Here is a 17,277-nt window from a genome sequence, read left to right on the forward strand (position 1 = left end):
ATCTCCAACTTACCCAGGACCCTGGCCGAATCGCCGGAGTCCGCTAGCTGCGTATACCAGCGGCGCTCTGACGTTCGATCTGCAGGGAGCGGCGCAGATCAGCCGGGTAGGAGGAGACCACCTTGGTCCAGATCTTGGTACGGGGGTGGCGGAATTCCAGGCGCATGGCGTGCAGCCACTGCCGCTTCAGGCCCAGTCGCTCCGCCAGGTCGGGGTTGGCCCCATACATGTGGTCACCCACCAGGGGATGGCCTATGGAGGAGAAGTGCACGCGTATCTGATGGGTGCGCCCGGTCTCCAGATTGACGCTGACCAGGGTTGCCGAGCCGAAGCGCTCCAGGACATCCCAGTGGGTGATGGCCTCCTTGCCGGCAGGGGTGACCGTGAAGCGGAAGTCCGAGACACGCGCCCGTCCTATGGGGGCCTCGATGGTGGCCTTGTCCTCGGAAAGATTGCCCTGGACCAGGGCGTGGTAGATCTTGACCACCTCATGCCGGGCGAACTGCCGACGCATCTCCTTGTAGGCCAGGTCGGACTTGCAGACCAGCATGAGGCCGCTGGTGCCCGCGTCCAGGCGGGAGACGATGCCCTGACGGCCCTGGGCCCCCATTGAGGTGATGTGGGTGCCCCGCTGCAGGAGGCTGCCCAGAACGGTTGGGCCGGTCCAACCTATGGAGGGATGTGCCGCCACCCCCACCGGCTTGTCTACGACGACCACGTCCTCGTCCTCATAGACCACGGGCATGTCCTCGGCCACCGGCTCCACCTGCTTGGCTGGCTCGGGCTCGTCCAGCTCTATCAGATCGCCACTCATCAGGGTGGTGGCCTTGTTCACCCGGCGGCCCATGATCCGCACATGCCCCTGGGCCACCAGTTCGCTGGCCTTGGCCCTGGACAGACCCAGCATCTTGGACAGGGCCATATCCAGGCGCCGACCCACAAGGGCATCCGGCGCAGGAAGAAGCCGGGTCACTTGGCCGCTCCCCCATGCTCTTTGGCTTTGTCCCTGTCGCTGAATCGCACATTGCAGACAATGAGCACCACCACGGCCACGCCTGCCAGGGTCAGATAGACGTCGGCCACATTGCCCACCGACCAGCCGTAGTCCAGAAAGTCGACCACGGCACCGTCAAGAAAACCGGAGGCATAGGCCACCCTGTCGATCAGATTGCCTGCCGCACCGGAGAAGGCCAGGGAGAGGACCAGGGTCCAGAGCATGGAGGTGGTGCGCAGAGCCAGAACAATGATGAGCAGGCAGGCTGCCATAGCAATAAGGGATATGACCCAGGTACTCCCCGAGCCCAATCCAAGAGAGGCCCCGGGGTTGCGTACCAGACGCAGTCCACGCAACGGTCCAGGCAGAGCCACCCTGACACCGTTGCCCAGCCGCGCCAGGGCCAGGGCCTTGGTCACCTGGTCCAGGGCTATGGCCACTGCCGCCAGAGCGACGAAGACGGCCACGCGCACGCGCAGCCGTCTCATGGTTGTGTTCTTCGTCATTATCGGTTGGAATCAGTGGGCCTGTTCCGACTTCTTTTCCATGGACTGGTAATTGCTGGTGTCCGAGATCTGGTTGATCAGCTGGTTGAGGAACTCGGTCAGCTTGCTGCGGTAACCCGCCTCGAACTGCTTGAGCCCCTGGATGTTCTCCTCCAGAACCTTGGACTGATCCATGAGCTTGTTCTTGACATCGGCGGCGTAGCGATCGGCACTGTCGCGGGTGTTCTTGTCGTACTCCTGGGCGCGGGTCTGCACCTGGATCTCGTACTCGTCGGCCTGCGAGTGCTGGCGCTTGGAATAGGCGTCGGCATCGGAACGGGTCTTGACCGAGTACTCGTCGGCCTGGGAGCGTACACGCTGTGAGTAACCATCGGCCTCGGAGTGGACTCGCTTGGAATACTCGTCCACCTCGGCGCGGGTCCTCTTGGAGTAGTCCTCCGCCTTCTTGACGATGTCGTCGTGCTGGGCGTGGCCCTCGGCAACCAGCTGGGTGGCGTTGGCCTTGCCCTTGTCCACGTACTGGTCGTGCAGCTGCATGGCCAGGGTGAGCATGGCAGTGGCCCTCTCGGGTTCGCTGCTGGCCTCGGCGCCAGCGCCCGCGATCCGCTGCAGGCTGCCCGTTTCGGTGGAGGGTTCGGCCTTGGAGACCTGCTGGCGCAGCTGCTCCTCGCGCTTGCGGGATTCCTCCAGCTGCTTGTTGAGCTGCTCGGTGCGCTGCTGCTGCTCCTGAGAGGCCTTCTGTGCCTGGGTGACCTGCTGGCGGGCCGTGGCCATGCTCTGCTGGGAGGCATTGAGCTGGTTGGTCAGAGCCTGGACCTGCTGGCGGGCCTGGTCGCGCTCCTTTTGCATGGCGGTCAGCTGATTGGTCAGAGCCTGGGTGTTGTTGCCCGCGGCGGCCTGGGCGGTCAGCTGGTCGATCTGCGAGTTGAGCTGCTCGACCTGACGCTTGAGCTGGTCATTCTGGGAGGCCAGGGTCTTGACCTGGCTCTGGGACTCGGCCAGGAGCCGCTTGGTCTGGGCATCCACGGCAGGCTGCTGGGCGGCATTACCCTGGGCCTGCTTCAGATCCCTGTTTTCCGTCTGCAGGGATTCCACCTGAGCCGTCAGGTCGGAGATCTTGGAGTTCAGCGAGGCCACGTCGGTACCCAGGGACTGGGTGGAAGCGGAGTTGCCCTGCATGGCCTGCTTGCCCAAGGCTTCAACCGTCTCCGTGACCTGATCCAGGAAGTCGTCAACCTCGTCGACGTCGTAGCCTTCCTTGAACCGCACTGTCTGGAAGGTATGCTCCCTTATGTCATTAGGCGTCAATAGAGCCATATGTTTCTCCACCTCGCTTCAGGCCAACCAGCCCGATTGTGTTCTCTTACTGCATGCTAGCACGGAGTCTGCCGTATCCGCGGTCTTGCTTTTATCCCAGCAGCACCTGGATGATGATCAACGCGGCGTAGAGCACCATGAAGGAGACATCGAGCTGGATCCTGCCCATGGGCAGGGGCGGAATGTACCGGCGCAGCCAGCGCAGGGGCGGCTCGGTCAAGGCATAGATGACCCGGATGAGCGAGGCCACGAAGCCTCGGGGGTACCAGCGGGGCGACAGAACCAGGACCCAGTCCAGAATCATCCGCACGAAGAGGATGAGCAGGTAGGTCTCAATGCAGATGTCTATCAGATATCGAATAAAAGGAACAAGCATGCGTCTTCAGGCTCCTGCGGACAAGGCTGCCAGGGCTTCGGTCACTGGGCGAAAAGCCCCTTGGCCGAGGAGCCTGACTCGGGCTCCTCCACCTTGATGTTGACCTGTGCAGGACTGAGCAGGAAGACCCTGGGGGTGACCCGCTCAATGGACCCGCGTACCCCGAAGACCACGCCGGCGGAGAAATCGACAATCCTGTAGGCAACCGACTCGGACACGCCTGTCAGGTTGAGGACCACCGGAACCCCGTCCCGCAGGGCCCTGCCGACCATCTGGGCATCCTCGTAGGACTTGGGATGGATGGTGGTGATGCGGTTGATCCGGCTCTGGAAGGGCGTGGACTCGGCTTCCTGGCTGCTGGACGTGGATTGCGGAGCCATGGGAGTCACAGAGTGATCGGTGTCGAAGCCGTCGCGGGCCTCGTCATCGTCGGCCAGGTCGTCGTCATCGTCATCCACGACATCCGACATGCCGAAAAAGGACATTGCGTTCTTCATCAATCCTGCCATACCTGCTCCTTCGCCTGATTACCGCAGAAAGTCAGGGATATCCAGATATCCCGGGTCGGAGGTGCCGTCATCGCCGGAGGCGGGGGGCACCACATCGTGTTCGGAGGTCTCATCGGACTCCACCTGGGCGGATGGAGTCGTCATCGGCTGCTGGGGCTCCTGGACCGGGGTGGCCGCTGCCGGTGCTGTGGTCGTGTCCACTGCAGGAGCCGGGGTCTCGTCCTTCTTAGGGGTGGGATCGAACCCGGCGGCGATGACCGTGACCCGCACCTCGTCCCCGTAGGCGTCGTCCAAGGCCAGGCCCCAGATGATCTGTGCCTCGGGATGGATGGCATCCTGAACCAGCTGGGCGGCGGCAGATGCCTCCTGCATGCTCAGGTCGGTGGGGCCGGCCACGTTGATCAGGGCCCCATGGGCACCCTCGATGCTCTCCTCCAGGAGCGGAGAGGAGATAGCGATCTCGGCGGCCTGGGTGGCTCGATCCTCGCCCCTGGCTGCGCCGATGCCGAAGAGGGCGGTGCCGGCATCCTTCAAGATGGCGGTGACATCGGAGAAGTCCACGTGAATGTAGGAGTTCATGGTGATCAGGTCGGTGATGCCCTGAACCCCGGCCAGCAGGGCGGTGTCGGCCGTCTTGAAGGCGTCCATGACCGAGACCGTGCGATCCGAGAGGTCCAGAAGCCGGTCATTGGGGATAACGATAAGGGCATCGACCTCTTTGCGCAGGTTCTCGATGCCCGATTCGGCGGAAGCGGAGCGCCTGGGCCCCTCAAAGGTGAAGGGACGGGTGACCACGGCGATGGTGAGCGCGCCTTGCTGACGGGCTGCACGCGCTACCAGAGGGCTGGCACCGGTCCCAGTGCCGCCACCCTCGCCTGCAGTGACGAAGACCATATCGGCGCCCTTGAGGACCTCTTCGATGTCGGACTGATGGTCCTGGGCGGCCTTGGCGCCCTTCTCCGGATCGGCTCCTGCTCCCAGGCCGCGGCTGTTGGCATCAGATAGGGAGATCTTCACATCGGCTTCTGAGCGCAGAAGATCCTTGGCATCGGTATTGATGGCCACAAATTCAACATTCTGCAGACCTTCGGCGATCATGCGATTGACAGCATTGCCACCGGCTCCACCAACACCAACGACCTTGATGTTGGTCTTGTCGTTGAAATTGTCATTCTGGGCAATCTCGCTCACAGTATGCTCCCGTCACTCACGTTACGCTCAACTCTAGCGCAGGTCATATACGCCAACACGCATTTGCCCACAGGCGTTCCGACCCTTCCTGACGGCCGTGGGCCTAGGGTCCGGGAGGTCAGAGCCAACCGTCCTGGCCTCCCGAGAGAACCTCCACGCCGTTCTGTCCGTATTCTAAACCCTGATTCTAGACCCGGATGCGCACGGTTGGTGACGGGGATATTTCCGGCTTCAGTAGGAGGCGTCCATGGGGTCGTTGCCGAATAGCGTCTCGCGCTCCTGATGGGTAGTGATCCGCGAATCCAGCCAACCATAGGGCAGGCGAACCTTCTTGGCATAGCGGACCCGGCCCCGGGGCTTGCCGGCCACTGCCCGCGGATAGGGCATGTCCTGGTCCAGGTTGGCGATGCAGCGGTCCATATCCTCAAGGCTCTCGCAGGCCATGAAGTCGCGGCGCACCTGGCCGCCCACGGCGAAGCCCTTGAGATACCAGGCCACGTGCTTGCGCATATCATGGACGGCCATGCGTTCGTCGCCGTCGTAGAACTCGACCAGGAGCCTGGCGTGGCGGGCCATGATGGCCCCTACCTGGCCCAGGGTGGGCTCCTGCCGTTCCGGGGAGCCGGCCAAGGCCGCCGCGATGTCGGCAAAGAGCCATGGACGGCCCTGGCAGCCCCGGCCGATGGCCACGCCTGCGCAGCCGGTCTGAGCGAACATGTCCAGGGCATCCTCGGCGGTCCAGATGTCGCCGTTGCCGAAGACGGGGATATCTACGGCCTGGACCAGCTGGGCGATCCGGTCCCAGTCGGCATGGCCTCCATAGTATTCAGCCGTGGTTCTGGCGTGCAGGGTGACGGCGGCACACCCCTCCTCCTGGGCGATGTGGGCCGCCTCCAAGAAGGTCTCGTGCTGGTGGTCGATGCCCACCCGGATCTTTGCGGTGACGGGGATCCCAGCAGGCGAGCAGACAGTGACCACACGATGGACCAGTTCGGCGAAGAGGTCGGTCTTCCAGGGCAGGGCGGACCCGCCGCCATGTCTGGTGACCTTGGGGACCGGGCAGCCGAAGTTCATGTCAATATGATCGGCCCAGCCGGCATCGACCACCATCCGGGTGGCCTGCTCCATTATCTGCGGATCCACCCCGTACAGCTGCAGGGAGCGCACCTTCTCCTGGGGGGCGAAGCGGCATAGCCTGAAGGCCTTGGGGTTGCGCGCCACCAAGGCCCTGGCCGTGACCATCTCCCCCACATACAGTCCGTCGGGTCCGTACTCCCGGCAAAGCAGGCGGAAGGGCCAGTTGGTCACGCCCGCCATAGGCGAAAGCATGACCGGCACAGGCACGGTTACAGGGCCCAGCTGCACCGGGGCAACCTTCGGGGTCTGGCGATCAGTCTCAGTACCGGCCACCGGCCTCGGCCACCTTGATGGGTTCGCTCTCGTCCGTGCCCGGCTCGCTGGCCAGGTCCGTGTAGCCGTCAGCGGCACGCGCACCCGTCAGGTCGGACGGACCCATAGGGTAACGCACACGCTGCTCGCCGACGACCCGGCGCACATAGTCCTCCACCTGTTCCAGGGCCACCCGGTCCTGCTGCATGGAGTCGCGGTTGCGGATGGTGACCGCCTTGTCGTCCAGGGTGTCGAAGTCCACGGTGATGCACAGGGGCGTGCCGATCTCGTCCTGACGACGGTAGCGGCGGCCAATGGCGCCTGACTCGTCGTAGTCCACCATCCACTCGTTCTGGCGCAGGTCGGCGGCCAGGTCATGGGCGATCCGCTGCAGATCAGGCTTCTTGGACAGGGGCAGGACCGCGGCCTTGACCGGGGCAAGCCTCGGGTCCAGACGCAGCACGGTGCGCCGGTCGACCCCGCCCTTGGTGTTGGGGGCCTCGTCCACGTCATAGGCATCCACCAGGAAGGCCATCAGCGAGCGCGTCAGACCGGCAGCGGGCTCAATAACATAGGGAATGTAGCGTTCCCCGCTGGCCTGGTCGAAGTAGCTCAGATCCTCGCCCGAATGCTCGGCATGGGCCTTGAGGTCATAGTCGGTGCGGTTGGCCACGCCCTCCAGCTCGCCCCACTCGGAACCCTGGAAGCCGAACCGGTACTCGATGTCCACAGTTCGCTTGGAATAGTGTGCCAGTTTCTCCTTGGGGTGCTCGTAGTGGCGCAGGTTCTCGGGCTTGACGCCCAGGTCCACGTACCAACGGGTCCTGGCGTCGATCCAGTACTGATGCCACTGCTCGTCGGTGCCGGGGTGGACGAAGAACTCCATCTCCATCTGCTCGAACTCGCGGGTGCGGAAGATGAAATTGCCGGGCGTGATCTCGTTGCGGAAGCTCTTGCCCATGTTGGCGATGCCGAAGGGGGGCTTGGAGCGGGAGGAGGCCATGACGGACTTGAAGTCCACGAAGATGCCCTGGGCGGTCTCGGGACGCAGGTAGTGCAGGCTCTTCTCGTCCTGGACGGGTCCCAGGTGGGTCTGCAGCATCATGTTGAAGTCGCGCGGCTCGGTCCACTGGCCCTTGGTGCCGCAGTCCGGGCAGGGGATGTCCTTGAGGCCGTTTTCCGGATCGTGGCCGTGCTTCTCGACGTAGGCCTCCTCCAGGGTGTCGGCCCGGTGCCGCTTGTGGCAGTTCAGGCACTCGATCAGGGGGTCGTTGAAGACGGACACGTGGCCCGAGGCCTCCCAGACCGCCGTGGGCAGGATAACCGAGGTGTCCACGCCGACCACGTCGTCGCGGGTGACCACCATGGTCCGCCACCACTCACGCTTGATGTTGTCCTTGAGAGCCACGCCCAAAGGACCATAGTCCCAGGCCGAGCGCGTCCCGCCGTAGATCTCCCCTGCGGGAAAGACGAATCCTCGGCGCTTGGCCAGAGAGATGACCTCATCCAGTTTCGATACTGCCACTGATCACACCTTCTGCTCGGGAACCCCCTCCTGGGGGCTACGACCTGATGACCGGCCTCCAGCATACCTTCGGCGGGTGACCTGCTGTCAGCGTGGAGGCCTACCATCGAGGCAGGTGCGGGAGGGCGCGCAGGTGACCGCAGGGGACACCGGGCATCCTGCCTGCCAACACCAATCGATGCGGAAAGGTTCCCAATATGCCCGATGTAAACGACCCGTCCTATCTGAACACCGTAGCCGAGGTCACGATTGCACCCTCCGGTCAGGGTGAGGAGCTGTCCACCTATGTGGCCCAGGTCATCAAGGTCATCAGGGACTCGGGGCTGCCCAACCAGACCAACGCCATGAGCACCGTCGTCGAAGGTGATCTGCACCGGGTCATGCAGGTCGTGGAAGAGGCCACACGGGTCCTGGCCGAACAGGGGTACAGGACCGGCGTCAGCCTCAAGCTGGACATCCGTCCCGGCAAGCGGGACCAGATCCACGAGAAGGTGGAGCGGGTCGACCGGATCCTGGCCGGGAAAAACCGCTGAAATCTCACTGTCACTGAAGATCAACCGGGCTGAAATCGCCTGAGCGGGTTAAGGTGTGCCCATGATCACGATGAAGCAGATCGCCGAACGCACAGGCGTGTCCGTCTCCACGGTCTCTCTGGTGCTCAATGGCCACGACAAGGGCAGGGTCAAGTCGGAGATCGCCCGAAAGGTGCGCAGCACCGCCAAGACCCTGGGCTATCGGCCCAATCCCATGGCCCGGTCGCTGCGGACCAGCAAGACCGGCATGCTGGGCTTCATCAGCGAGCAAGTAGCCACCACGCCATACGCCGGCGCCATCATTCAGGGCGCGCAGGATGCGGCAGCGGAGCGCGGCTATGTGCTTCTTACCGTCTCCACCGACGGGGGCGTTCGGGAAGCCGAGCAGATCCAGGCCCTGAAGCGCTATGGGGTAGACGGTTTCCTCTTCGCCAAGATGTATGACCAGAATGTCGACCTGCCCCAGGCTCTGCGCTCCTGCCCTGCCGTGGTGGTCAACGCGGTGGAGCAGGGCGACCGCTGCCCCAGCATCGCCCCTGACGAGTTTCTGATCGGCTACGATGCCACCCGCCATCTGATTGAATCAGGCTGCCGCCGGGTGGCCTACCTGGGCACCACACAGGATCTGCCGGCGCAGGAAGACAGAATGCGGGGGTATCAGGCCGCTCTCAAGGAAGCTGGGTTACCTGCAGGCCAGTCCTTGATCCGACTGGCGGGATTCAACCAGGATGCCATGGATCAGGCGAACGACCTGATGGACGACGAGCACCCCGATGGGGTCTTCTGCTTCAACGATTCGCGCTCCATTTACCTCTACCAGGCGGCCGCAGCCCGCCATCTGTCCATCGGCAGGGACCTCAATCTGGTGGGCGTGGACAACCACCAGGTCATAGCCGAAACCATGGCACCTCCCCTAAGCACAATCGAACTCCCCCACTACGAGATGGGCTTCTGGGCGGTGCGGCGACTGCTGGCGCAAATCAATCCCCGTCGCGCTGCTCTTCCGCTGCCCGACACCCGTGCCGTCCTGCCGCCGCTTGATCAAGCTGACGGGGTGCGCATCCATTGCGCCCTGATCCGCAAGGGCTCCACCCGCCTCGACGCCGCCTCGGACCCGGGCCCAGCCAGCCGCTGAGCCACAATCACCCTTCCCCCTTCACCTCGCAAGATGGTGAACCGAGGTCTAATCCCGGCTGGATTGGTGCCAATCGCCAATAGCCGATAGCAAATCAGCCGGCATCCCCTGCCAACCGATCATCGTGATCGTAGGTACGCATAGCAATCATCAATCGTCAATCGTTTGACGTAAATCGATTGACGACCTACTATACCTACAGGGATCCGCTCTGCACACAGGAAGTGCATCGGACCTGGAGGCACTGCGGAGAAGCGGTGCGCAACAAGGAAAGAGGGGCAGCATGGCCACCAAATTATCGGCGTGGAGGAATCCATCATATTTGGAATCCTCTACCGGAATATTCTTCTTCTTCTGCGCCTGGGGCATCTGGTGGTCCTTCTACTCGCCATGGCTGATCAACGGCCTTGGCATGACCAACACCCAGGTCGGCAACATCTACTCCATCAACTCCGTGGGCACGCTGATAATAATGTTTGTCTACGGGGTAATACAGGACGAGCTGGGGGTCAAGCGTAGGCTCGCCATCTTCATCGCCGCCATTGCAGCGCTGGTCGGACCTTTCGTGCAGTTCATCTACGCCCCCCTCATGCATTCCAACCTGATCCTGGGCGCCGTACTCGGTTCAATCGTTCTATCCGCAGGTTTCATGTCAGGCTGCTCCCTGATCGAGGCCATCACCGAGCGGTACAGCCGCAAATTCGGATTCGAATACGGCCAGTCCCGCGCCTGGGGCTCCTTCGGCTACGCCATTGTGGCTCTGATCGCAGGGTTCACTTTCAACATCAACCCGATGATCAACTTCTGGCTGGGGTCCGCCTTCGGCGCGTGCATGCTCCTGGTCTACGCCTTCTGGATCCCCGATGAGCAGCGCGAGGAGATCAAGCGAGAGTCCACCCCCGAGGGCGAAAAGTCCCAGCCCTCTTTGCGCGACATGATCCATGTCCTGGGCATGCCCGCCCTCTGGCTCCTGATCGTCTTTGTAATCTTCACCAACACCTTCTACACGGTCTTCGACCAACAGATGTTCCCCAACTACTATGCCAACCTCTTCCCCACCCCGGAACAGGGTCACGAGGTCTATGGCATCCTCAACTCCATCCAAGTGTTCCTGGAATCAGCCATGATGGGCGTGGTTCCCATCATCATGCGCAAGATCGGCGTGCGCAACTCCCTTCTGCTGGGAGCTACGGTCATGTTCGCCAGGATCGGCCTGTGCGGCTTCTTCCACGATCCGGTCATGGTCTCTGTTGTCAAGCTCTTCCACTCCATTGAGGTCCCGCTCTTCAGCCTGCCTGCCTTCCGCTACTTCACTCTGCACTTCAACCCCAAGCTGTCCGCCACCCTCTACATGGTGGGCTTCCAGATCGCCTCCCAGGTCGGCCAGGTGGCCCTTTCCACCCCGCTGGGCATGCTCCACGACCGGGCCGGCGACCAGGTCACCTTCTACACCATCTCACTGGTAGTACTGGTCGCCTTGATTTACGGCATCTTCGTGCTCAAGCGCGACGACCAGCAGGTGGACGGCGATCCCTTCATCAGGGATTCGCAGAAGTCCGCCGTAACCCAGGGCTGATCCCCATACCAACCATCATCAGCACCCATCCAACCCGAAAGGATTCAAGGATGAACCAGCCAACAACCAAGGAAAACGCCGACATGAGCGCTCAACTGGACAAGGCCCAGAAGAGCATCGACCGGCTCTTCGCCACCCGCAATGACCGCTGGTATCCCCAGTGCCACATCGCCTCCAAGGCCGGATGGATCAACGACCCCAATGGCCTGAGCTACTACAAGGGGCGCTATCATGCCTACTTCCAGCTCAATCCCTACGGGAGCGAGTGGGGCAACATGCACTGGGGGCATGTGTCCAGCGCCGATCTGGTCACCTGGCGGCGCGAGCCCCTGGCCATGGCGCCCACCCTGGAGGTCGAGAAGGACGGAGTCTTCTCCGGATCGGCCGTGGTGGGCGACGACGGCCGTCTGACCATCTACTACACAGGTCACCGCTGGCGCAACGGGGTCAACGATGACGACGGCAACCTCCAGGAGCAGTGCATGGCTGTCTCCTCAGACGGGATCCACTTCGAAAAGAAGGGGGTCGTGATCCCCTGCCCGGACGACAAGATCCTGCACTTCCGCGATCCCAAGGTGTGGAAGATGGGCGGGCTCTGGTACATGGTCTTCGGAGTCAGCACCCCCGCACAACGCGGCGAGATCTGGATGTACACCTCCAATGACATGGAGCACTGGACCTTCGACCGGGTGATCTACCGGCACCCCGACCCTGAGGTCTTCATGCTGGAATGCCCCGACATGTTCCCCCTCGAGGACAAGTGGGTGATCTGCTACTCGGCCATGGGCCTGAAGCCCCAGGGGTTCGAAGCCCGCAACCACAACAACGCCGGTTACGTGATCGGCAGCTGGCAGCCCGGCGGCGACTTCCATCAGGAGACTGAGTTCCACCTCTGGGACGACGGCCATAACTTCTATGCACCGCAGACCTTCCAGGCCCCTGACGGCCGTCGGCTGGTCTTCGGCTGGATGAGCCCCTTCACGGAGCCCATCCCCATGCAGGAGGATGGCTGGTGCGGACAGTTCACCGTACCCCGCGAGGTCACCCTGGCCGGTGATCACCTGCGCTGCCTGCCGGTGCGTGAGTTCTCCGACCTGGACCAGGACAAGCAGGACTTCGGTCCCATCGAGCTGGAGGTCAACGGCAGCCGGGATCTGGTGAACGACGCGCAGACCGCCGACATCAATATGGAGATCGATCTGAACAAGTCGCAGGCCGAGCGCATCGGTCTGGAGATCCACAGGACACAATCCGGCGATCACACCTTGGTCTGCTATGACGACCAGCTAGGCCGCGTGGTGCTTGACCGCCACTGCAACACCTACGGGGACCGGGGCTACCGCACTGCCCCCGTCGACAAGTCCTCGGGCAGGCTCAAGCTGCGCATCATCGTGGACCGGGGCTCGATCGAGGTCGTCGTCAACGACGGGCTGGAGGTCATGTCCTCCTACTCCTTCCCCGCCGAAGGACCGCGTGGCATCCGTCTGATCGCCGAATCCGGCGAGGGCAGGGCCCTGATCGACTCCCTTTCCATCGCCAGGCTGGGCACCATCTGGGAAGAGCCGGATCGCTGATCCTGCTCCCCTCGTCGGCGCAGGAAAGGCCCGTCCCTGAAATCCACTCAGGGGCGGGCCTTTTGTCTGGCAAGCGCCGGCCTCAGACATCCATTGTCAGAACCAAAGAATCAGAGATCCTCGAAGAAGTAATGGTCCTTTGGCAATGACTCCTTGCCATGGACCGGCGGCCATGACCTGGCCCAGGCTTCTGATCTTCGGAACCTGAAGCCCGAACGAGGCCGCCTAACCCTTGGCTTCACTTGCCGACCCTGACCAACAGAGCCATGAGGCCGGAGGCGATGGCCGCCGCACCCATGAAGATGAAGGCTCCGACGAAGGAGCCGCCGGCGGCCTTGACCAGGTAGCCGATGATCATGGGAGCCAGGAATCCGCCCAGGGTGCCGCCGGTGTTGATGATGCCGATGGCGGAGCCGATGATGTGCGGGTCCATGATCTTGTGGGGCCAGGTGAAGATGCCGGTGAAGGCCACCACGGAGACGCAGGATACCAGGATCAGCAGCAGGAGGGAGAGCCAGATGTTGCGTGAGAAGACGAAGCATACAACCAGGACGGCGCTGATCACCCCGGCACCAAGGATGGCCAACTTCTCCCTGCCCAGGAAGAGCTTCGAGAGCAGCTGACCGGCGTAGATGGTGGCGACGGTCGTAAAGACCGCATTGACCGCCAGCAGAATGCCTGCCTGACCGATCGAAAGCCCGAAGGTGTTCTTTATGAAGGTGGGCATCCAGGAGATGTTGCCGTACAGGAGGATGTTCAGCAAGAGCATGGCCACGAAAAGGACCAGTACGTTCCGGTTCTTCAGAACTTCGAGGAAGCCCGCCCCCCTGGTTCCGGGCTTCTGGCCAACCTCGGGCTGGCGGGGTTTGGAGGGCACGAAAATCAGGATGCAGACAAAGGCCAGCAGGTAGAGGGTGCCCAGCACAGCGTAGGCCAGGTGCCAGTTGATGGCGACCAGGTTGGCGCCCAGAACGAAGGCCAGGATGCCGCCGATGCCCGAGGTCGACAGAATCAGGGATTGTACGAAGGTACGCCGTTCCTGGGGGAAGTTCTCCGCGATCGACTTGGAGCAGGAGGGCGGGTAGCCGCCGTGGCCCATGCCGGCGAAGAACCGGACGATGATGAAGAAGGCCAGACCATTGGCCAGGCCGAACAGGTAGCTGAACAGACCAATGATGATCATGGAGGCCATCAACACACGCTTGGCCCCAAGCCTGTCGGCCAGCCAGCCGCTGGGTATCTGCATGAGCGAGTAGCCCAGGAAGAAGGCCGACATGATGATGCCTGTCTGCCCCGAGTCCAGGTGGAACTGCTCGGAGATGGGGATGATGGCGGTCGAGATCATGTTCTTGTCCATGTACACGATCGAGTAACCGGCCATCAGGGAAAAGATCAGCGTTCCGCTCGCCGTTTTTGAGGATTGCTTGATTGCCATTGGTCTGTCATCCTTCAGTAGAAACCGGCCGCCGCCGGGTAAGGTGATCCGCAGGGATCCCGGAGCAGGCGGCAGCCGAACAGTATGTCAGTGGGGCATCACATCGTCGGGGATGACGACCTTGTACTCCTGGCCGGCGAAGGTCTTGTCGAAGTCCTCCTTGGCGGCCTTGACCAGATCCGGGTCGGTAAACGCATCGTAGGCGGTCAGGGCCAGGGTCTTGCCCGCAGCCAGCAGACCCTTGTGGGCCACCGAGGACTTGCCGTTGGCCGCCCACTGCCAGGAGTGAGCAGAGGTGCCCTGGGGCTCGAACCCGCCGCTGAACTGGGCGGTGGGCGTCTGCCAGCTGACATCGCCGACGTCGGTGGATCCCGATGCCGTATCGGTGAAGACCAGTGGATACTTCTTCAGGGCCATGGTCGACTCGGCCATCTTCCTGACTTCCTCATCCGTCAGATCAGGGAAGGCCTCCTTGGTGCGGCTGAGCACCCGCTGCTTGCCGGCCTCGGGGACTGTGTCGGTGTAGCGGCGCTCATAGTCCAGCTCCTGCTGGTCCAAGGGCAGGGGGCCGACGAGGTCCAGGTTCCTGTCTACGGCCTCGGTCAGCGGATGGTTGGGAATGAAGTTGTAGCAGGCCGCGTCGAACTCCTCCTTGACCTCGGTCTCGGTCATCAGGGCCGCACCCTGGGCGATCTTCTCCACACGCTTGAACAGATCCTGTGCCTGGTCCATCCTGGGGGCGCGCACGAAGTAGTAGAGCCGGGCATGGGACTGCACCACGTTGGCCGACTCACCGCCTGCGTCGATGAAGGCGTAGTGCACGCGGGCCGCATCGATCATGTGCTCGCGCAGGAACTGCACGCCCACATTCATGAGCTCCGCGGCATCCAGGGCGCTCCGGCCCAACTCGGGAGCCGCAGCCGCGTGCGCCGGCACACCGGTGAAGTCGAAGTAGGCCTGCAGGACCGCCAGGCTGGAGGAACCCCAGGCCTGGGTCACATCCGAGGGATGCCAGGACAGGGCCAGATCCAGCCCGTCGAAGACCCCATCCCTGGCCATGAAGGCCTTGCCATAGCCCGACTCCTCAGCCGGGCAGCCGAAGACCTTGATGGTCCCCTTGAGGCCCTTCTCCTCCATGAAAGTCTTGATGCCCACGCCTGCCGCGACGGCCGCCATGCCCAGAATGTTGTGGCCGCAGCCTTGCCCGTTGCCGCCTTCGACCAAGGGCTTGTGCTCGCCCAGGTCGGCCACCTGGCTGAGACCTCCCAGTGCGTCGTATTCGCCGGTGATGCCGATCACCGGACGGCCCGAACCCCAGGTCGCCACGTAGGCATAGTCCATGTGGCCCACGCCCTTTTCGACCTCGAAGCCCTCCTGCTCCAGCACCTTGTAGTGCTGCTGGACCGACTCCTTCACGGCAAATCGGGTCTCGGGGGTACCCCAAATATGGTCGGCGGCCTCGATGAACTCCTGTGACTTGTCCTCGATGATCTGCATGATGCGTTGCTTGTCGTCCACGCCTGTCGACTCCTTCGTTTCGTTTGCTGCGCTGATTTCCACGGCGGACATGGCCTGCTCCGCTGTGATACGTCACAGACTACCTTTCATGGGTGTTACGAGAGTGTTCAGACCTGTGAATTTGGACTATTATGGTTAACCTCACAAAATTGGAAGCTCTGTCTTCTCAAGCTTGGTCCACTCCGCCGAAGCGCCTGTCCCGGTGGATGTAATCGTCGATGGCCCGCCAAAGCACCTCGCGCCCGCAGTCGGGGAAGAGCTCGGGTACGAAATCCAGCTCCGCATAGGCCGCCTGCCAGGGCAGGAAGTTGGAGGTGCGCTGTTCCCCCGAGGTGCGCAGGACCAGGTCGCAGTCCGGTATGTCTGGGTTGTAGAGGTGCTGGGCGATCATCTTTTCGGTGACCTTGGAGCCCTTGATATGCCCGGCCGCCACCTCCCGGGCGATATCGGTGGCTGCATCGGCCAGCTCAGCCCTGCCCCCGTAGTTGATGCAGAAGATCACATCGATCCTGGTGTTGTGCCGGGTGCGCTCCATGGCCGCCTCCAGCTCGTCGATGACCGACTTCCAGAGCCGGGGCCGACGGCCAGCCCAGCGCACGCGCACCCCCCAGTCATCCATTTGGGCCACCCTACGGTGGATGATGTCCCGGGAGAAGCCCATCAGAAAGCGGACCTCGGCCGGCGAGCGCTTCCAATTCTCCGTGGAGAAGGTATACAGGCTCAGGTATCGGACCCCGGCCTCGATGGCTCCGGCTATGGTGTCGAAGACCACCGGCTCGGCGGCCCGGTGACCCTGGGTGCGCTCCATGCCCCTCTGCTTGGCCCAGCGGCCATTGCCGTCCATGATCACACCCAGGTGTCGCGGGACTGAGCCCTCGGGGAAGTGCGGGATACGAGCGGGATCGGAGAAGGGGGCTGCAGGCACATCCAGGGAGGTGTAGTCGACGGGGTCAAAGCTCATGCTTCAAGAATCTAATAGCCTGAGGGACCTGATGGGCCGCTCCAGGTAATATTCGCCCCATTTCTCGACAAGACCGTCGCACAGGGGGGTGGAACCCTTGCCGTCCAGCTTGGACCAGTCCCCGGTGCTCAGCGCCCGGAAGCGTGTCATGGTGGCGGGATCCACCGCCACGGCGTCGGTAGGCCTGTCCCGACTGCAGACCACACCGCCGCCGGGCACCGAGAAATGGGTCAGCTGGTCGGTCCGGCCGCAGACGATGCAGGAATCCAGCCGGGGCCTCCAGCCCGCCAGCGCCAGGGAACGGAGCAGGTAGGAGGCACCGATGTCGCGGGGTCCATGCCGGTGACCTGCCAGGCTGGCCAGGGCGGAGACCAGCAGACGGTATTGCTCCGGGGCCGGCTCATGCTCGCCCACCACCAGTTTGTCGGCGGTCTCAAGCATGACGCCCCCGTTGGCGTAGAGGTCATAGTCGGCGCATATGGCATCCGCATAGGCGGCTATGCAGACGGCCTGGGAGACGATGTCCAGGTTGCGGCCACGGGAGATGAGCAGATCGTCACGCATGAATGGCTCCAGCCGGGCGCCGAAACGGGATTTGGTCCGTCGAACCCCCTTGGCCACGGCCCTGACCTTGCCGTGTCCCCTGGTCAGAATGGTGACGATCCGGTCGGCCTCGCCCAGTTTGACCGTTCTGAGGACCAGGCCCTCGTCACGATAGATGGCCACGACGGTCCCGTC

The 17,277-nt window shown here is 62.9% G+C and carries 16 protein-coding genes; 4 read left to right on the forward strand and 12 right to left on the reverse strand.

From position 1 onward, the window contains the following. Positions 1–43 precede the first annotated feature (43 nt). From H3U90_RS01110 to H3U90_RS01145, 8 genes are all read right to left on the reverse strand, one after another. Entirely contained in the window at positions 44–973 is a 930-nt protein-coding gene (locus H3U90_RS01110) for an RluA family pseudouridine synthase (protein ID WP_198176704.1), read from the reverse strand. After that, positions 970–1,500 carry a signal peptidase II gene (locus tag H3U90_RS01115; RefSeq protein ID WP_232341288.1) on the reverse strand — a complete coding sequence of 177 codons (531 nt, stop codon included), beginning with the start codon at positions 1,498–1,500 and terminating at the stop codon, positions 970–972. The genes H3U90_RS01110 and H3U90_RS01115 overlap by 4 nt, the downstream gene beginning before the upstream one ends. Before the next feature lie 12 nt (positions 1,501–1,512). After that, positions 1,513–2,817 carry a DivIVA domain-containing protein gene (locus H3U90_RS01120; protein ID WP_198176705.1) on the reverse strand — a complete coding sequence of 435 codons (1,305 nt, stop codon included), beginning with the start codon at positions 2,815–2,817 and terminating at the stop codon, positions 1,513–1,515. A gap of 91 nt (positions 2,818–2,908) precedes the next feature. Beyond that, a complete protein-coding gene (locus tag H3U90_RS01125; RefSeq protein ID WP_198176706.1) occupies positions 2,909–3,193 on the reverse strand; it encodes a YggT family protein in 285 nt (94 codons plus the stop codon). Positions 3,194–3,234: 41 nt separating this feature from the next. Then, on the reverse strand, positions 3,235–3,702 hold the full coding sequence (locus H3U90_RS01130) for a cell division protein SepF (protein ID WP_029677902.1): 468 nt from the start codon (positions 3,700–3,702) through the stop codon (positions 3,235–3,237). 18 nt (positions 3,703–3,720) lie between these two features. Continuing rightward, positions 3,721–4,893 (reverse strand): cell division protein FtsZ, encoded by a 1,173-nt coding sequence (gene ftsZ / locus H3U90_RS01135; RefSeq protein WP_198176707.1) that lies wholly within the window; start codon positions 4,891–4,893, stop codon positions 3,721–3,723. Between the two features lie 231 nt (positions 4,894–5,124). Then, on the reverse strand, positions 5,125–6,303 hold the full coding sequence (gene dusB, locus H3U90_RS01140) for a tRNA dihydrouridine synthase DusB (protein WP_198176708.1): 1,179 nt from the start codon (positions 6,301–6,303) through the stop codon (positions 5,125–5,127). Then, a complete protein-coding gene (locus H3U90_RS01145) occupies positions 6,290–7,807 on the reverse strand; it encodes a glycine--tRNA ligase (protein ID WP_198176709.1) in 1,518 nt (505 codons plus the stop codon). Before H3U90_RS01145 ends, dusB begins: the two co-directional genes overlap by 14 nt. A 197-nt stretch (positions 7,808–8,004) precedes the next feature. On the opposite strand from H3U90_RS01145, the gene H3U90_RS01150 reads away from it, so the two are divergent. From H3U90_RS01150 to H3U90_RS01165, 4 genes are all read left to right on the forward strand, one after another. After that, complete coding sequence (locus tag H3U90_RS01150; protein ID WP_198176710.1) at positions 8,005–8,340, forward strand: MTH1187 family thiamine-binding protein; 336 nt, start codon at positions 8,005–8,007, stop codon at positions 8,338–8,340. 61 nt (positions 8,341–8,401) lie between these two features. Beyond that, the gene (locus H3U90_RS01155) at positions 8,402–9,475 is read left to right on the forward strand and encodes a LacI family DNA-binding transcriptional regulator (protein ID WP_198176711.1); all 1,074 of its coding nucleotides are present in this window, start codon (positions 8,402–8,404) and stop codon (positions 9,473–9,475) included. A gap of 283 nt (positions 9,476–9,758) precedes the next feature. Continuing rightward, positions 9,759–11,051, forward strand: a complete 1,293-nt coding sequence (locus tag H3U90_RS01160) for an MFS transporter (protein ID WP_198176712.1) — start codon at positions 9,759–9,761, stop codon at positions 11,049–11,051. Between the two features lie 50 nt (positions 11,052–11,101). Next, positions 11,102–12,625, forward strand: coding sequence for a glycoside hydrolase family 32 protein (locus tag H3U90_RS01165; RefSeq protein WP_198176713.1), 1,524 nt, complete (start codon positions 11,102–11,104; stop codon positions 12,623–12,625). 238 nt (positions 12,626–12,863) lie between these two features. Here the strand turns inward: H3U90_RS01165 and H3U90_RS01170 are convergent, their stop codons facing one another. The 4 genes from H3U90_RS01170 to recO form a co-directional block, all read right to left on the reverse strand. Next, the gene (locus H3U90_RS01170) at positions 12,864–14,060 is read right to left on the reverse strand and encodes an MFS transporter (protein WP_198176714.1); all 1,197 of its coding nucleotides are present in this window, start codon (positions 14,058–14,060) and stop codon (positions 12,864–12,866) included. 87 nt (positions 14,061–14,147) lie between these two features. After that, a complete protein-coding gene (locus tag H3U90_RS01175; protein WP_198176715.1) occupies positions 14,148–15,578 on the reverse strand; it encodes an amidohydrolase in 1,431 nt (476 codons plus the stop codon). A gap of 166 nt (positions 15,579–15,744) precedes the next feature. Next, positions 15,745–16,539: an isoprenyl transferase gene (locus H3U90_RS01180; RefSeq protein WP_198176716.1), complete on the reverse strand. Its 795-nt coding sequence runs from the start codon at positions 16,537–16,539 to the stop codon at positions 15,745–15,747. Positions 16,540–16,542: 3 nt separating this feature from the next. Continuing rightward, entirely contained in the window at positions 16,543–17,265 is a 723-nt protein-coding gene (gene recO, locus H3U90_RS01185) for a DNA repair protein RecO (RefSeq protein ID WP_198176717.1), read from the reverse strand. Positions 17,266–17,277: the final 12 nt, after the last annotated feature.

The organism is Bifidobacterium sp. W8103 (assembly GCF_016100775.1).
GTDB classification, from domain to species: domain Bacteria; phylum Actinomycetota; class Actinomycetes; order Actinomycetales; family Bifidobacteriaceae; genus Bombiscardovia; species Bombiscardovia choladohabitans.